This is a genomic window from Frondihabitans sp. 4ASC-45, assembly GCF_049472575.1.
GTDB lineage: Bacteria > Actinomycetota > Actinomycetes > Actinomycetales > Microbacteriaceae > Frondihabitans.
Genome location: NZ_JBCEBN010000003.1, coordinates 314379 through 330703 on the forward strand (window position 1 = coordinate 314379; position 16325 = coordinate 330703).

15 protein-coding genes and 1 tRNA gene are annotated in these 16325 nt (G+C 68.1%); 9 read left to right on the forward strand and 7 right to left on the reverse strand.

The window, feature by feature from the left end; genetic code table 11:
• Window positions 1-70 precede the first annotated feature (70 nt).
• Window positions 71-673 carry a hypothetical protein gene (locus VH571_RS07650; RefSeq protein WP_423264000.1) on the forward strand — a complete coding sequence of 201 codons (603 nt, stop codon included), beginning with the start codon at window positions 71-73 and terminating at the stop codon, window positions 671-673.
• A gap of 118 nt (window positions 674-791) precedes the next feature.
• On the forward strand, window positions 792-2234 hold the full coding sequence (locus VH571_RS07655) for an NtaA/DmoA family FMN-dependent monooxygenase (protein ID WP_423264001.1): 1443 nt from the start codon (window positions 792-794) through the stop codon (window positions 2232-2234).
• On the opposite strand, the gene VH571_RS07660 is transcribed toward VH571_RS07655, so the two are convergent.
• The 6 genes from VH571_RS07660 to VH571_RS07685 form a co-directional block, all read right to left on the reverse strand.
• The gene (locus VH571_RS07660) at window positions 2198-2944 is read right to left on the reverse strand and encodes an HAD family hydrolase (protein WP_423264002.1); all 747 of its coding nucleotides are present in this window, start codon (window positions 2942-2944) and stop codon (window positions 2198-2200) included. The two genes, VH571_RS07655 and VH571_RS07660, sit on opposite strands and share 37 nt — an antisense overlap.
• Window position 2945: 1 nt before the next feature.
• A complete protein-coding gene (locus tag VH571_RS07665) occupies window positions 2946-3923 on the reverse strand; it encodes a ribose-phosphate diphosphokinase (RefSeq protein ID WP_055963312.1) in 978 nt (325 codons plus the stop codon).
• Window positions 3924-4003: 80 nt separating this feature from the next.
• On the reverse strand, window positions 4004-5437 hold the full coding sequence (glmU, locus tag VH571_RS07670) for a bifunctional UDP-N-acetylglucosamine diphosphorylase/glucosamine-1-phosphate N-acetyltransferase GlmU (RefSeq protein WP_423264003.1): 1434 nt from the start codon (window positions 5435-5437) through the stop codon (window positions 4004-4006).
• 135 nt (window positions 5438-5572) lie between these two features.
• Window positions 5573-6214: an NUDIX domain-containing protein gene (locus VH571_RS07675; RefSeq protein WP_423264004.1), complete on the reverse strand. Its 642-nt coding sequence runs from the start codon at window positions 6212-6214 to the stop codon at window positions 5573-5575.
• A gap of 2 nt (window positions 6215-6216) precedes the next feature.
• Window positions 6217-7806, reverse strand: coding sequence for a nicotinate phosphoribosyltransferase (locus VH571_RS07680; protein ID WP_423264006.1), 1590 nt, complete (start codon window positions 7804-7806; stop codon window positions 6217-6219).
• An 85-nt stretch (window positions 7807-7891) separates the two neighbouring features.
• Window positions 7892-8809 carry a ribose-phosphate pyrophosphokinase gene (locus VH571_RS07685; RefSeq protein WP_423264007.1) on the reverse strand — a complete coding sequence of 306 codons (918 nt, stop codon included), beginning with the start codon at window positions 8807-8809 and terminating at the stop codon, window positions 7892-7894.
• A 208-nt stretch (window positions 8810-9017) separates the two neighbouring features.
• On the opposite strand from VH571_RS07685, the gene VH571_RS07690 reads away from it, so the two are divergent.
• The 7 genes from VH571_RS07690 to VH571_RS07720 all read left to right on the forward strand — a co-directional run bounded on the left by VH571_RS07690 (window position 9018) and on the right by VH571_RS07720 (window position 16096).
• Window positions 9018-9593 (forward strand): hypothetical protein, encoded by a 576-nt coding sequence (locus VH571_RS07690; protein WP_423264008.1) that lies wholly within the window; start codon window positions 9018-9020, stop codon window positions 9591-9593.
• Between the two features lie 44 nt (window positions 9594-9637).
• The gene (locus tag VH571_RS07695) at window positions 9638-10807 is read left to right on the forward strand and encodes a sensor histidine kinase (RefSeq protein WP_423264009.1); all 1170 of its coding nucleotides are present in this window, start codon (window positions 9638-9640) and stop codon (window positions 10805-10807) included.
• Complete coding sequence (locus tag VH571_RS07700; RefSeq protein ID WP_055963332.1) at window positions 10804-11463, forward strand: response regulator transcription factor; 660 nt, start codon at window positions 10804-10806, stop codon at window positions 11461-11463. Before VH571_RS07695 ends, VH571_RS07700 begins: the two co-directional genes overlap by 4 nt.
• Window positions 11464-11573: 110 nt before the next feature.
• Window positions 11574-12629: a zinc-dependent alcohol dehydrogenase gene (locus tag VH571_RS07705; protein WP_423264010.1), complete on the forward strand. Its 1056-nt coding sequence runs from the start codon at window positions 11574-11576 to the stop codon at window positions 12627-12629.
• 40 nt (window positions 12630-12669) lie between these two features.
• Window positions 12670-14250, forward strand: coding sequence for an FAD-dependent oxidoreductase (locus tag VH571_RS07710; RefSeq protein WP_423264011.1), 1581 nt, complete (start codon window positions 12670-12672; stop codon window positions 14248-14250).
• A complete protein-coding gene (locus VH571_RS07715; protein WP_423264012.1) occupies window positions 14247-15521 on the forward strand; it encodes a cytochrome P450 in 1275 nt (424 codons plus the stop codon). The genes VH571_RS07710 and VH571_RS07715 overlap by 4 nt, the downstream gene beginning before the upstream one ends.
• A gap of 44 nt (window positions 15522-15565) precedes the next feature.
• Entirely contained in the window at window positions 15566-16096 is a 531-nt protein-coding gene (locus tag VH571_RS07720) for a cysteine hydrolase family protein (RefSeq protein WP_423264013.1), read from the forward strand.
• Between the two features lie 38 nt (window positions 16097-16134).
• Here the strand turns inward: VH571_RS07720 and VH571_RS07725 are convergent.
• Window positions 16135-16206 (reverse strand) — tRNA-Gln (locus VH571_RS07725).
• Between the last annotated feature and the right edge of the window lie 119 nt (window positions 16207-16325).

Here is a 16325-nt window from a genome sequence, read left to right on the forward strand (position 1 = left end):
CCGATGTTTCATCGGCATTTCGGTCGGATTGCCGTCGTCGCACTCCCGGCCAACCGATAGCGTCGACGGCATGGACGACGTCGACGGAGCCACTCGGGCCACGGGCGCACCCGGTCGCCGCGACGAACTGCTCGACCGCATCGTCGATCACGTCGTCGAGAACGGCATCGCCCAGATCACCCTGCGGGCACTCGCCACGGCGGTGGGCTCGAACAACCGCATGCTGCTCTACTACTTCGGATCGCGAGAAGAGCTCATCGTCGAGGCGCTGCACGGAGCCGAGTCGCGGTTTCCGACCATGGCCGAGGTGATCACGTTTCTCGATGATGACGCCCTGCCGCTCACGGAACGTCTCGGGGGCGCGTGGGCGACCATCGCGGATCCTCGGAACCGGGCTTTCCACCGGCTCTTCTTCGAGATCTTCGGCCTCGCCGGGTTCGAGCGCGACCGCTTCGCCACCCTGCTGGGGTTGATCGGCACCGAGTGGGTCGGTCACGTCGCCGGCGCGTTCGAAGACGCCGGCGCGTCACCCGACCAGGCTCTCGAGCTCGGCCACGAGACCGTGGCGCTCTGGCGGGGGCTCCAGGCGTCGCTGCTCAGCCTCGGCGACGACGCGCTCGTGGGCCGGGTGGCCGACAGTGCGCACCGGGCCCTCTGCGAGCGCGTGGTGTGACGGTCGTTGCCCCAACGGAGCCCAGGATCCGGCCCGCCGTGTTACGACTTCGCGCCTGCTTCGTAAACAGCCTGTTTCGCACCTAGACCCCGAGTGAACCATTTGGTTCACTGGCGCCATGAAGCAGATGCATCTCGGCGTGTTCGAAGTCGCCGGCACACAGGTCGGCGGAACGCGCAGCTGGTCGCACCCTCGAAGCGACTCCGTCCGGTACCACGAGCTCGATCTGTGGATCGGCATGGCGAAGATCCTCGACCAGGCGGGATTCGACTTCCTGTTCTTCGCCGATGGCTTCGGATACCCGACCATCGACGGCGACCTGCCCGAGATGGCGGCGCGGGGCGGAATCAACTTTCCGGGCATGGATCCGTCGCTGCTGATCCCGACCCTGGCTCGCGAGACCACCCGGCTCGGCTTCGTGGTCACTTCGGCGACGGGGCTCGACCACCCCCTGCAGACCGCCAGGCGTTTCGCCACGCTCGACCACCTCACCGGCGGCCGCATCGGCTGGAACATCGTCACGGGCGGCTCGGCGAACGCCGTCGCCGCGCTGTTCGGCCACACCGAGATGGTCAAGCACGACGACCGCTACGACCAGGCCGACGAGTACGTCGACCTGGCCATGACTCTCTGGGAGGGCTCCTGGGAAGACGACGGCTTCCGCGCCGACAAAGACGCCGAGATCCTCGCCGACCGCTCGAAGATCCACCGCATCTCGTTCGAAGGCCAACACTTCCGCTCGAACGGCTACTTCACCGTCGCACCGTCGCCGCAGCGGACGCCGACGCTGTTCCAGGCCGGCACATCGCAGCGCGGTCGTGCCTACGCCGCCCGCAATGCCGAAGCGGTTTTCGTCCAATACACGACCGGCCCGCACACCAAGGCGAACGTCGCCGACATCCGCGCCCGCGCCGCCGAGCACGGCCGCGACCCGGACTCCATCGTGACGATGGTCGGGCTCTCGGTGACAGTCGCCCCGACGAGCGAGGAGGCGCATGCCCTCCGGGCCGAATTCGACGCGATGCAGACCGACGAGGTCGTCGCCGTGCTCTACGCCGGCAACACCGGCATCGATCTGCTCTCGCTCGACCCCGATCGCGATCTGACCCAGCTGCGCGACGACGGCGGGCAGATCGGACAGATCGCCCAGAGCAACATCGACCGCTTCCTGCCCACCGACGGCACGGCTCCCCCGACCGTCCGCGAGATTCTGGACGATCTCAAGGGCAAGGGGACGCGCGGCCTCCAGCTTGTCGGCGATCCGATCGAGGTCGCCGACGCTCTCGAACGCATCATGGACGAGACCGGCCTCGACGGCTTCCTGCTCGAACCGCTGTTCGGCACCGCCGACTGCGTCGACTTCGCCGAACTCGTCGTGCCCGAGCTCCGTCGCCGCGGCCGCATGCCCCTGGAGCCAGCCACCGGCACCCTCCGCGAGCAGGTGCTCGGACGACCCGGAGCCCACCTCTCAGCCGACCACCCCGGCCGCACCTTCGTGGTGACGCCGAGCCCGGCACCCGCCGATCAGGCGCGCGAGGCCCAGGCCGCGATGTCGTCGTAGAGCCCCTCGAAGGTCGGGGCCCGGAAAGTGGGCTTCGCTTCGTCAGCCGCAAACCTCTCGATCAGGGCCGTAGGGGATTTCTGATCGGCGGCCGGCTCGAGGTCGTTGCGCCAGATGTCGCCCACGCTGAGCAGACGCTCGGGGTACGCGGCCAGGCCGTGCTTCTCCCGCAGAGACGTAAGGATCCGAGGCATCCCACCCGGTTTACCGGCATCGGTCACGATCTCGTCGAAGACGCCGTCGAGCCCCAGGTGCGCCAGCTGCCCGGCTACGCCGGTCGCCGTGGCATTGGTGACGAGGACGACGGTGACGCCGGCGCTCCTCAGGCCGGTGAGGAAGTCGGCGAGGCCGGCCGGAGCCCAGGTCTCGAGGAGGCCGCCGGCCAGCTCGCGGCGGCTGGCCTCGTACGCGCGGCTGAGCGAAGCGGCGGCGACGCCGCGGGAGCGCGCGAGAGAGGCCGCAGCCGCGTAGCCGTCGGCGGCGTCGACCAAAGTGGCGAGGTGGCGAGCCGCGGATCCTGCACTCTCGTCGTCGTTCTCATGGACAACCGCGTCGGGGCCGGCCAGGAACGCGCGGATCGTCGATTCGACGACGCGCTCGGTCTCGGGCAGGGCCTCGTCGATGTGCCGCGCGTAGCTGAGCACGGGTTCGTCGCCGAGGCAGACGGTGCCGTCGAAGTCGAGGACGAGCAGTCGCGACAGCGGTGTCACCTCAGGCGGCGCCGTCGAACATCGACGTGACCGACCCGTTGTCGAACACCTCGTGGATCGCACGGGCGATGAGCGGAGCGATCGGCAGGATCGTGAGGCTGTCGAACATCTGGTGCTCGGTGATCGGAAGGGTGTCGGTGACGACGACCGAGTCGATGAACTCGTTCGAGAGGATCTCGGGAGCCGGGTCGGAGAAGACGGCGTGCGTGGCGGCCACGATGACCCCGAGGGCTCCGGCCTTCTTCAGCGCCTCGGCGGCCTTGGCGATCGTGCGACCCGTGTCGATGAGGTCGTCGACCAGCAGGCAGACACGACCGCTGACCTCACCGACGATCTCGTGCACCGAGACCTCGTTCATGACGCGGGGGTCACGACGCTTGTGGATGATCGCCAGCGGCGCTCCGAGCTTCTCGCTCCAGATGTCGGCCACCTTGACGCGCCCCATGTCGGGTGAGACGACGGTCAGCGTCGAAGGGTCGAGGCGCTCCTGGAAGTGCTTCAGCAGCACGGGCATGGCGAAGAGGTGGTCGACCGGACCGTCGAAGAAGCCCTGGATCTGCGGCGCGTGCAGGTCGACGCTCATGATGCGGTGCGCGCCGGCGGCCTTGAACAGGTCGGCCACGAGGCGGGCCGAGATCGGCTCGCGACCGCGACCCTTCTTGTCTTGGCGGGCGTAGGGGTAATAGGGAGCGACGACCGTGATCCGCTTGGCCGAGGCCCGCTTGAGCGCATCGACCATGATGAGCTGCTCCATGAGCCACTCGTTGATCGGCCGGGTGTGCGACTGGATCACGAACGCGTCAGAGCCGCGGACGCTGTCGTCGTATCGCGCATAGATCTCACTCGACGCGAAGGTGCGTGCGTCGGTGTGCGTCAGCTCGGTGCCGAGCTCCTGCGCGATGTCGATCGCCAGCTGCGGGTGCGCACGCCCCGTCACAAGGACGAGACGGTTTTCGCCGGTGATCTTGATTCCCGACACGTCACTCGCTCTCTGGCCCGGGGGCCCCGACACCGGCCGCAGGGCGGCGCAGTCGTCGATTGGTGGTTCTGGGTGCTCGGTCAGCTCGCCGTCTCGCTGGTCGCCGCCGCGTCGGCTGCCGCCTTCGCCGCGTCGGTGCCGGGGCGCTTGGCCTCGACCCACCCGCTCATGGTTCGCTGCGGAGCGACGGTGATAGCCAAGCATCCGGCCGGCACGTCTTTGCGGACGACCGTTCCGGCGCCTGTGTACGCTCCGTCGCCAATCCTAACGGGCGCGACGAAGACGTTGTGCGACCCGGTGCGCACGTGCGACCCGACCACCGTGCGGTGCTTGTTCACGCCGTCGTAGTTGGCCGTGATCGTGCCGGCCCCGATGTTCGCGCCGACGCCGACCTCGGTGTCGCCGACGTAGCTGAGGTGCGGAACCTTGCTGCCCTCGCCGATGGTCGAGTTCTTCGTCTCGACGAAGGTGCCGATCTTGCCGTCGGCGCCGAGGATCGTGCCTGGGCGCAGGAACGCGAAGGGGCCGACGCTCGCACCGGCACCGATCACGGCGAGGGTGGCGTCGGTGCGCTTGACGACGGCGCCCGCCCCGACCTCGGTGTCGACGAGCGTCGTGTCGGGGCCGACGATGGCGCCGGTCTCGACGACGGTGGCGCCCTTCAACTGCGTTCCGGGCAGGATCTCGACGTCGGCGGCGAGGCTGACGTCACGGTCGATCCAGGTGGTCTGCGGGTCGAGGATCGAGACGCCCTCGCGCTGCCAATGCGTGACGATCGTGTCGTTGAGGCGCCGGGCCGCGGCGGCGAGCTGCACGCGGTCGTTGATGCCCTCGACGCGCCAGGCCTCGGCCACGGGCTTGGCCGACACGTGACCCCGGTTGATCGTCAGCAGCCCGACGACGTCGGTGAGGTACTTCTCGTTCTGCGCGTTCGCGGCGGTCACGAACGGGAGGTGCTTGCGGAGCGCCTCGACCGTGAACACGTAGGTGCCAGAGTTGATCTCGGTCACGTCGCGCTCGTCAGCCGAGGCGTCTTTGTGCTCGACGATCTTCTGCACCCGGCCGGAGGAGCGGATCACGCGGCCGTAGCCCGTGGGATCCTCGAGGATCGCACTCAGCAGGGTCGCGTCGGCCTCGTCGGAGCGGTGCAGCTCGAGAAGGGCGAGGAGGTCGTCGTCGTCGAGGAACGGCACGTCGGCGCTCACCACGACGACGTCGCCGGTGAAGTCGGCGGGGAGCGCCTCGACGGCCTGCTCGACGGCTCGACCGGTGCCGGGGGTGTCGTCCTGATCGATGAGAACGGCGCTCGGTGCGGCCTCGAGCACGCTCGCGGCGACCGTGTCACGGTCGTGCCGGACGACGACCATGAGGTGCTCCGGCTCAAGCGAACGGGCCGTCTCGAGCACGTGGTGGATGAGTGGCAGGCCGGCGAGACGGTGGAGCACCTTGGGCGTCGACGACTTCATGCGGGTGCCCTGGCCTGCGGCGAGGACGATGACGGCGAGTGGCTGCATGGGTGCTCCTTGGTTCGACGTGCCGGGGCACGAGGTCGAGTACCAGGGTAACGAGCCCGTCGCGAGGACGGTTCGTCTGTGGGGCGAGCCGAGGATCCCGCGGCACAGACGGGACTGACGAGGGTGCGGGGCGGCTCAACCGGGAGTCGACCCCCAGGCCCAGGTGGTCGCCCTTCGTCCGCCGGCGACGGTGGATTCGCCCTTGCCGGTAGCGGTCAGCCCGTCGAGGCCGGAGAGCTGACGGTGCAAGTTACCCGCGTGCGGCGCTGTGCCGGTCAGAGTCGCGGCGATGGTGGAGGCGTCGCGGGTGCTGAACGTCTCGCCGGTGACCGCACGGGTGAAGGCCTGGTCGACCCAGAGCCTGGTGCGGGCGACGTCTTTCGCCGCCTCGAGGATTCGGTCGTGGTCGAACGGCATGCCGTCATCATCGCCCCAGTCGCGCCAGGTGATCAGGCGCGACGGGTGCGGTGCGATGACGGCGAGGAACGCAACACTGATGGCCTTGTCGCGGGGATCCCGCCCGGGGCCGTCGAACGTGCCGACCTGGGTGAGGTGGGTGACCTTTCCGGGACGGAAGCCGCCCTTGTCGGCGAGAGCGCGACGGGCTGCTTCATCAAGTGTTTCATCGGGGCCGAGGAGGACGCCGGGAAGCGCCTGCTCCCCGGCGAAGGGCTCGAATCGACGAGTGGCGGTTCCGTAGCGCAGCTTCTGCGTGGATTGGTCGTAGCCAATGGGGACTACGTCGATGGCGATGAGGGGCTGCTGGCGTTCGGCCATGCTCACTCGGCCCGGTGGTCAGCACGTGCTGCGCGGTCGGCGCGCGCAACCTTCAGGTTGGCCCGAACGTCGGCGAACGACACCGGGTTGATGAACTCGCCGTCCAGCCACACGGTCTGGATGAGCGAGCGTGCCTCGTCCTCCGGGGTGGCCTGCTGGATGAGTTCGAGCTCTCCGGTATCGTCGCGGATGACCGCGAGGCGACCCTTCGCGCTCTTCTTGCCGGCGCCGGTCTTCGGATCCTTCTGGATGTCGACGCTTTGCCCGTCGACGTCTGCCCAGGTGGCCTTCACGGCTGATCCGAGATTGTCACGGGTGAGGTACTGGTAGGTGAACGACCCGATGCCGAGGACGACGCTGGTGGACTCCCAGCCCTTCGCAGCGAGACGCTCGAAGGTCCGCTGGGCTCGGTCGAGGGTGATGCTGTCGCCGTAGATGAGACCGATGTGCTGGTTGAGCCGCTTGTAGTTCTTGTCGTTGAGCTCCCAGCCGAACAGGTCGCCGAGGATCTCGATCGCGCCGAGCTCTTCGGGGGTGAGGGCGCCAGCGGCCTTCTTCGCCTCGTAGTCGGCGTGGTTCGAGTCGTCGACGATGTAGGTGCCGGTGATGATGTCGACGGGGTCGCCGGAGTCGGGGCGGATGACGAGCTTGCCGTCGCGGGCCAGAATGCGGCCCTTGAGCTGCGGGAGGATCTCGGTGAGGACGCCGAAGAAGTCGTAGCCGTCGGCGACTGCGGAGACGATGCCGGTGGGGAAGGCGTCGAGGATCGCGTTGAACGTGTCAAATTCGCCCTGCTCTCCGCGGATGCACATGACGGAGTGCTCCGTGGCGGGCACGGATGCTCCGACCCAGCCGTTGTCGCCGGGGTAGTACCGGTCGATGAAGTCGAGCGACGGCATCGAGTCGGTGCCGAGGAACGACAGCAGGTGGCCGGCACCGGACGCGGCGGCCGATTCGAGGCTGGTCTGGCCGCGCATCGAGAAGTCGTGAGCCTGGAAGTCGATGGCGTCGAGGTCGCCGCCGGTCTTCTCCGCCCAGCCTTCGAGCAGTTCGCGGTAGATGGTGGCGACGGTCGCGGTGGTGGACGGGTGCCAGATCGACGCGGAAAGCGCCGTCTCGATGTAGTTCGGCAGCCAGAAGAACTCGGGGTGGGTGTTTTCGACCAGCACGGTGGGGACGCCGAACGGTGCGAGCGTCCCCTCGGGGAGACCCTTCACGTGCAGGGGCAGGTAGCCGAGGCGGTGCAGGGCCCGAACGTGGTCGGAGCCGATGTTGTTGGGGCCGAAGTACGACAGCAGCACCCGCTCGAACTCGTCGGCGACCTCGTCTTCGGTGGCGGCGAAGAACGGCGCCCACATCTCGATGAGGTAGTTCTGCAGGAATGCCTGCAGGCCGAAGTGCACAGCGTGGGTCGCGCCGGGCAGCAGCTTGCCGGAACGGTTGGTCCAGTTGATCAGGATGGTGTTGGTGCCCTGGGGGTAGACCTGGCGGTGGGAGTGCTTGTAGCCGTCGGTGGCGAGAAGGCCCGCGATGACGCTGGGCTTCGTCGGGGTGCCGAGGCGGCTGGCTGCGGATGCGGCTGTCGTGGTCATGATGTCCGTTCTGTGTGAAGTGGTGAGAGCTATGGGACGGTCTTGTCTGCTGCCGGAGTTGTGCCCGACGCGTCTTCGCGGTGCCTTAAGCCTCTGCCAGGTGGGGCTCGGGAGCCGCGATGGCGCGGGTGAGGTAGGCATCGACGTCGATGGTGCGGAAAGCCGCGGCGCGGGTGTCGTCGTCGGCCATGCCGGTCGGCCTCGGGTCGGCTGCGTAGGAGTTGGTGGTCCAGATCTCGCCGAAGTAGTTCACGAGCTCGGCCGCCCGGTCGGTGTAGACGCCGTGGCTGACGTAGAGGCCGAGTCGCTCGGCCGGGAGCCCGGTTGCTGACGCCAAGCCCATGAAGGTTCCGCCGCCGTCGCAGATGTCGTCGACGACGAGGAAGCGACCCGTCTCGGGAAGGGGCTCGCAGGAGAAGCCGGAGAGCTGACGGGTCACGGGGTCGCGGTGCTTTTCCGCGAGGTACACCGGGATGTGGCAGGCATTGGCGACGGCTGTGGCTCGGGCGACGGCGCCCTTGTCGGGGGCGATGATGCCCTGGTAGCGCTGGGCGGCGGTGTCGCTGTCGGCGCGGCCGACGATGTTCTTGCGGACGATGTGCTCGGAGGTGAGGACGCTGATGTTGTCGATGAGCGAGGGCATGACAGGCGAGTGCGGATCGAGGCAGATGACCTGGTCGAGTGTCATCGAGTTGATGAGGTCGGCGTAGACCTTGGCTCCGAACGGGAGGGCGTCGGCGTGATCCTGACGGGCTCCCGGCAGGTACGGCATGACGAGGATGGTACGGGCATTGCGCTGGTGGGCCGCGTCGGCCCACATGGCGAGGCTGATGAGGTCGTTCCCGTCGGCTCCGTCGATGCGTGCCATCTCGGTGAGGCTGCCCTTGCCGTCGTTGTCGTTGATGACCTCGATGTGCTGCTCGCCGGCCCAGAAGGTGTGTGCGCGGAAGGTCGGTGTGGTGACGTAACCGGGCCCGATTCGGGTGCTGAACGTGACTGTCATGGCTTCCTCCAGTTTTTCTCTCCGTGATAAGAACTGGTTCCACCGTAGCAGTTATTCTCAAAAAGAGAAATACATTCGGCATCAAGCCCGCGAGCTACTGCGAACGCAGTACACGGCCCGGCCCGAATCGACGACGTCACAGGCACCCGCTTTCGCGATTCTTGAGGTGCAGCACGAGCTGCTACCCCGGACGATCAAGGAGTTTCCCATGACCATCACGACGCCCCCCGCCGACCAGACCGTTGCACCGGCCCCTACCGTCTGGGACTTCCAGACCGTCACCGTCGCCCGCTCCGAGGCGGAAGAGCGACTCACCGCCCTCGAGGTCTTCGGCTGGACCCTTCAGGATCAGGTCCCGACGATCCTCGACCGACGCACCGCCACCTTCTTCCTCCGCCGCGATCGCGCCATCGCCGACCGAGCTGCACTCGATGCGCTCGAGGCAGAACACCTCGACGCCGTCACCGAAGTGGATCGCCTGCAGCGTTCGCCGAAGCGGGTGGCGCGCACCGTGGCGATCATCGCCGGCCTCGTCGGCGTCGCCTACATGGGCGGAGCGGTCTTCGCCTACCTCGACGGCGGCGGCCTCACCTATTACATCCTCGCCGCGGTCGCCTTCGCCCACTGCTTCCTGCCCATTCCGCTGAAGAAGACCATTCTGAAAAAGCGAAGCGCGTCGGTATCCGGCCGAGTGGCCGAGCAGAAGCAGGCCGCTCACGACGTCCTCGAGGCCGCACACGCGCTCCGCGACGAGCAGTCCGTGTCGCGGTCGATCCGTCGGTGAGAGTTCCGCCTCGGGTGCGACCTGTCGTGGGCGAGAATCAACCCATGCCCTCGTCTCGTCAGCCGCTCCTGCCGCGGGTCACGCGGAACGGGATCTCACGACTCGATGTACTCCCTGCCGTGGTCGCCGGGCTCATCGGACTCAGCCTCGCCGTCGAGCTGATCCGGATGATCGCCGACTCAGCGGAAATCGGAGCGATCTGGGGGCTCGCGGTCACGCTCGCGGGCCTCCTCATCGCGACGAAACGACCCTTCGTCGGCCTGGCCGTGAACTCATTCGGATGCCTCGTGGTCGCCCTTGGATCATGGGGGCCTCTGGTCGAGTGGAGCATCACCGTCTTTCTGGTCTTCATCGTCACCCTCCGCTTCGGGCGACCCATCCGGGCTGCGGCACTCGTGGTCGTTCCCACCCTCGCCGGCACGATCATCGCCGGTGACCTCGGTGATCCGGTCACCAGCGTCTTCGCGACCCTCGTCTCGTTGGCTGCAGGGTCGGCAATCGGCGCCGGCTTGCGCGCGCAGCGGCTCTACCGCGACTCGCTCGAGCGGCGGGCCGAAGACGCGCTGGCCACGCGGGAGCTCGAGGCGACACGGCGAGTGGCCGAAGAGCGCCTCCGCATCGCCCGCGACCTCCACGACGTCGTCGGCCACGAGGTCGCCGTCGTCAGCATGAACCTCGGCGTTGTCGAGATGGCCCTGGTCGACACACCTCCCGACGTGACCGAGGCGCTCGATCGGGCGCGCACCGGGGTGCGCAACGTCCTTGCCGAAACGCAGCGGATGCTCGTGCTCCTCCGCTCCGATGACGAGCAGGGCGGAGCCGATCCCGTTCCCGATCTCGACTCGCTTCCGACGCTGTTCGAGTCGTATCGGCACATCGGGATGGACCTCCACGCCGAGCTCGAGGTGCCAGCGGACAGCGTGGATGCGGCGACGCAGCTGACGGTCTATCGGATCCTGCAGGAGGCCCTGACGAACGCCCAGAAACACGGGCGAGGTGCGGTGAGCGTCACGTGCGCCGCCGAGGGCCTGAGGCTGGTCGTGCGCGTGCGCAACGGCCAGCGCCTCGAACCGTCCGAGCCGAGCACCGGCCTCGGCCTCGTCGGAATGCGCGAACGGGTCGCCGCGGGCGCCGGAACGATGACAGTGACCTCCACCGACACCGAATTCGTACTGACCGCCCACCTGCCCTTGAAGAATGGACGTGTCGCATGATCCGCCTCCTCCTCGTCGACGACCAGGAGATGATCCGGATCGGGCTCCGTGGGATCCTCGGCCGTCATGACCCGTTCGAGATCGTCGCGGAGGCCTCTGACGGACTCGGCGCCGTCGAAGCCCTCGCGTCGCAGCCGGTCGACGTGGTGCTGATGGACATCCGCATGCCGGGGATCGACGGTGTCGAGGCGACGCGAAGGATCCGACAGCGCTGGTCAGCAGAGGAGGTCCGGGTGGTCATGTTGACCACTTTCGAGCAGGACTCCAACGTGCTCGCGGCTCTCCGCGCCGGTGCCAACGCCTTTCTGAGCAAGGCCGCAGGACCGAAAGAGCTCATCGCAGCGATCGAGGAAGTGGCCGCGGGTGGCGGAGCGCTCTCGCCCGCCGCGGCCGCGATGCTGATCGGCCGGGTGAAAGACGAGCCGGCTACGGTCGTCGACGCGGATATGACGGCGCGCTTCGACGCGTTGACCCCGCGCGAGCGCGACGTGGTGCTCAGCATGATGACCGGGCTCGACGTCGACGCGATCGCCGCCGAACGGTTCCTGTCGCCGTTCACTGTGAAGACGCATGCGAACCGGGCGATGGCGAAGGTCGGGGCGCGCGATCGGGCGCAGCTGGTGGCGTTCGCGTACCGCGGTGGGCTCACGCCGTAGTCCGCTTCTACTGCGAACGCAGTAGGCCGAATCGGTGCAGTCGAACGATTCGTGAACGGGTCCCCGCCGGGAGGCTTGAGGCATCACCTCAGCCCCTCAAGGAGAACCGGATGTCCAGCTCGAAGCCCCCCACCCCCGCCCGACCCGCGACTATGAAGTCGACCTATGTCACCGGCCCTGGAACGACAGCCGTGCTCGACGTACCGACCCCCGAGGTCGGCCCGCGCGACGCGCTCGTGAAGGTGCGGGCCTGCGGCATCTGCGGTTCCGACTCGTTCTACGTCTCGCTCGGCGGACTGCCCGGCCGGGAGGGCCACACGCCCCTCGGCCACGAGCCCGCCGGCGAGATCGTGGAGCTCGGTGCCGAGGTCACAGACCTCCGGGTCGGCGACCACGTCGTCGTCAACCCGATGGCCGCCCCGACGGGAATCATCGGCAGCGGCGGCTCGACCGGCGGTCTGAGCGACTACCTGCTGATCGAAGATGCCGAGGTCGGGCGCAGCCTCGCGGTCGTCCCCGACCACATCCCGTGGGAGGTCGCCGCGCTCAACGAGCCGATGGCCGTCGCACGGCATGCCGTCAACCGGACGGCGCCGAAGCCAGGCGACAAAATCGTCATCTTCGGTGCCGGGCCCATCGGGCTCGGCGCAGCCATCAGCTACATGGCCGCCGGTGCCGGGTCGATCGTCGTCGTCGATGTCATCCCCGAACGACTCGAGCTCGCCCGTGAAATCGGAGTCGACGATGTCATCGACTCCCGCACCGAGAACGTCACCGAGCGGCTCGTCGAGATCCACGGCGAAGGCGAGACGCGTCGCGGCGTTCGCAAGGCCGCCTCCGACATCTACCTCGATGCCGCCGGCGCCGCTCCCGTCTTCGGCGCGGTCACCGCCGCCGCCACGCACGGAGCGACCGTCGGCATCGTGGGTGTGCATAAGAACCCCGTCGAGCTGGACCTCGGCCAGCTCCTTGGAAGCGAGCTGACCATCGTGCTGTCGATGGGCTACCCGACCGAAATTTTCGAGGTCACGCGCGACATCGTCGCGAACTGGGAGAAGTACGCGGTGATCGTCAGCGACGTCATCCCGTTCGGCGATGTCGAGCAGGCGTTGACCCTCGCTGCGACACCGGGCGCCGCCGACAAGGTCGTCGTCGTCTTCGACTGACCCTTACGGCACCACTCACGTCTCGAGAAGGAGAAGAACCATGCGAATCGCCGTTGATATGACCAAATGCCAGAGCTACGCGCAGTGCGCCTTCCTGGCACCTGATGTGTTCCGGTTCGAGGGCGACGAGGCCCTCGTCTACGACCCCAACCCCGCCGAGGAGTTCCGGGCCCGCATTAGGCAGTCCGCGGCCGCCTGCCCGGTGCAGGCCATTCGCCTCGACGGAGAGCACCGCAGGGCCGTGCCCAAGGCAGTGAACCCCTCGGCCCCGGCCTCCTCGGCATTGGGCCCCTCGGCGCTGACCGAGACCGATCGCGTGGTCGTCGTGGGCGCATCGCTGGCCGGCCTGACGGCGGCGGAAGCCTTGAGGTCGGACGGGTTCCTCGGCCCTATCACACTCATCGGCGACGAGCCGGACGAGCCCTACGACCGTCCGCCCCTGTCGAAACAGGTGCTGCTCGGTACGGCGTCGGCTTCGGGCACCCGCCTTCCGCAGGCCTCCGGCCTCGACGTGGAATGGCGCCTCGGCGTGCCAGCCACCGGCCTCGATGTCGACGCCCGTGCCGTTCTCCTCGCCGACGGCTCACGCGTGCCCTACGACAGGGTGCTCATCGCCACCGGAACCCGAGCCCGACCGTGGCCGGTGGCCGACGAGGCGGCTCTCGACGGAGTCTTCACCCTCCGCACTTCGGCCGACGCGGCACGGCTCCGCTCCCGCCTCGCCGCCGGACCGCGGCGAGTGCTCATCGTCGGTGGAGGCTTCACCGGCTCCGAGATCGCGTCGGCCTGCCGTCGCCTCGACCTCCCGGTCACCCTCGTCGATCGAGGCCCGGCGCCGCTCGCCCGAGCGCTCGGCGACACCGTCGCGGGCGTGCTCGCCGAGGTGCAGCGCGAGCACGGCGTCGACCTGCGGTCGCTTGTCACCGTCTCCCGACTTCACTCGGACGAGAGGGGGGCGGTCGCGGCCGCCACGCTCTCGGACGGGACGACCCTCGACGTCGATCTGGTGGTAGTCGCGATCGGCGCCCTTCGGAACACCGAGTGGCTCAGCGAGTCGGGCCTGTCGGTCGGCCCGCTCGGGGTCGACTGCGACGCCACCTGCCGGGCGCTCGACAGCGACGGCACCGTACTCGACGGGGTCTTCGTGGCCGGCGACATCGCCGCCTTCCCGCACCCGTCGGGCGATGGCCGCCGAATGTCGGTGGAGCACTGGGGCAACGCCGTGGGCCAGGCCACCGTCACCGCCGGAAACATGCTGACGGGTGCGAACGTCCACCACGACGAGGTGCCGGTGTTCTGGTCGAACCAGTTCGGCCACGTGATCAAGTCCGTCGGCATGCCCGAGGCCGCAGACAGCGTGGTCATCGCTCAAGGATCCACCGAAAAGCGTTCGTTCGTCGCCGTCTACGGCGTCGGCGACCGCATGGTCGGTGCCACCGCCCTCGACCAGGTCAAGTGGCTCGAGCACTACCGACGTGAGATCGACCACGGCGCCGCATTCCCGCCGACGGGCCGAACCGTCGACAGCCTGCCCGGTAGCGACCGAAGCGTGCGCCCGCATTCCCGGGCTAGTCGCCCAACCACCATCCCCGCGAAGTCCGATGAAAGGACCACACTGTGAGCACTTCTCCCGAACCCCGCCCCGGCTGCCCCATCACAGGCGCCTCCCCCACCGCCACAACGGTGTGGAACGAATTCCTCGACCACGACAACCGCGCCGACCCGTATCCGGTCTATGCCCGCCTTCGTGATGCCGCGCCGGTTCAGCGCCTCGACGACGGGGCGTTCCTCGTCACGGGCTACGACGAGATCCTCGAGGTCGTCCATGATCCGCGGATCAGCTCCAACCCGCTCGCCGGCCGAGACGACACCGAGGGGGCCGCCCCCGGCCTCACATCCGCGTTCGTCATGCAGGATCCCCCGGAACACGACCGCCTGCGCCGTCAGACCATGCGACACTTCGGCCCTCCTCACCACGCCGGCTACATCGACTCGCTCCGCGACGACATCACGCAGACGGCGACCACGCTCATCGATGCGTTCCCCGCATCCGGCACCCTCGATCTCGTCGAGGCCTTCGCCTACCCGCTTCCGGTCATGATGATCTGCGACGTGCTCGGCGTTCCCCATGAAGACGAGCCGCGCTTCCATGCCTGGAGCATGGCGATCATCGCGCCTCCTGAGGCCACGACACCCGAAGAGGCTGAAAGGCTGCAGGCGGAGGCGTCACGGGCCACCAGTGAACTCGGGGCCTACCTCGCCCAGCTTGCCGAGGTCCGTCGCGGAACACCCCAGGGCGATCTCCTGTCGGGACTTGTCAACGACACCGGCCCGGATGGGGCCATGTCGACCAGCGAGATGATCAGCACCACCATCATGCTGCTAATTGGAGGGCACGAGACCACGGTCAACATGATCGCCAACGGCGCGCTCACTCTGCTGCGGCACCCGGAGGCCCTCGACCGGCTCCGCGCGGACCCGAGCACGATGCCCCTCGTCTTCGAAGAGCTGCTTCGGTTGGAACCTCCCGCCCAGGTCACACCGAAGTACATCGCTCTCGAGGATGTGCGTATCGGCGACGTGACGATCACGAAAGGGTCCCCCGTCTGGATTGCCTGGGCCGCCGCCAACCGCGATCCCCGACACTTCGCCGATCCCGATCGGTTCGACCCCGAGCGGGAGAATCGTGACCACCTCGGATTCGGTGCCGGCATCCACGCGTGCTTCGGAGCGCCCCTCGCCCGCCTCGAGACCCAGATCGCTCTGGCCGAGCTCTTCTCGCGACTCGAGAACGTGCGCCTCGTCGAAGACCCGCCGCCCTATCGCCGCAACCCCCTTCTGCGCGGTCCGAGTCGACTCGACATCACCTTCGACGGCATCAAAGCGCCGTGACCAGCCCGACGAACGAAAGTAGAGACCACGACACGATGGCGAACATGAGCGAGATCATCTCTTCCGGTGCTGCCCTCGTCGTCGTCGATATGCAGGTCGGCACGGTGGCGAACGCACGCTCGCAACCCGCCGACCGGCTCATCGTCGACGTGGGGCGAGCGATCAGCGGCTTCCGAGAGGCGGGTCGACCGGTGGTCTTCGCGATCTCGACCGGAACACCGCCGGGCATAACCCAGTACGGATCGCAAGGGCGAACGTGGCCGAGCACCGACACCGAGCTCGCAGTGGGAATTCATGCGCAGGAAGACGAGCTGATCATCCACAGGGCCGCGTGGAGCGCCTTCGCGAACACGAAGCTTCATGAGCACCTGACGGCCGCGGCCGTAACCGAGGTCGTCATCGTCGGCATCGCGACAACCTTCGGGGTCGAATCGACGGCCAGGTCTGCCGCCGACCTCGGCTACGACGTCATCGTGCTCGCCGAGGCCGTCTCGGATCCGGATCCCGCCGGTCACGACCGCACCCTCACCCGCGTCATCCCGGCCCTGGGTCGGGTTCTCTCGCTCGGGGGCTAGAAGACTCGGAGGCGGCCACATCGCTGACCAGCCCGAAGCTCCGCCTCCAGGACTCGAACCTAGACCTAACAGCTCCAAAGGCTGTCGTGCTGCCATTACACCAAGGCGGACCACGCCCGGAGGCGCCGGACCATTCTGCCAGATCGCGGCTCCGGTTTTGGGGCGGGGCCCCGTGGGTGCGCGACAGGTGCGAGTGGGCGGGTGTTATCCGGAGTCGGGGGGGGGGGGG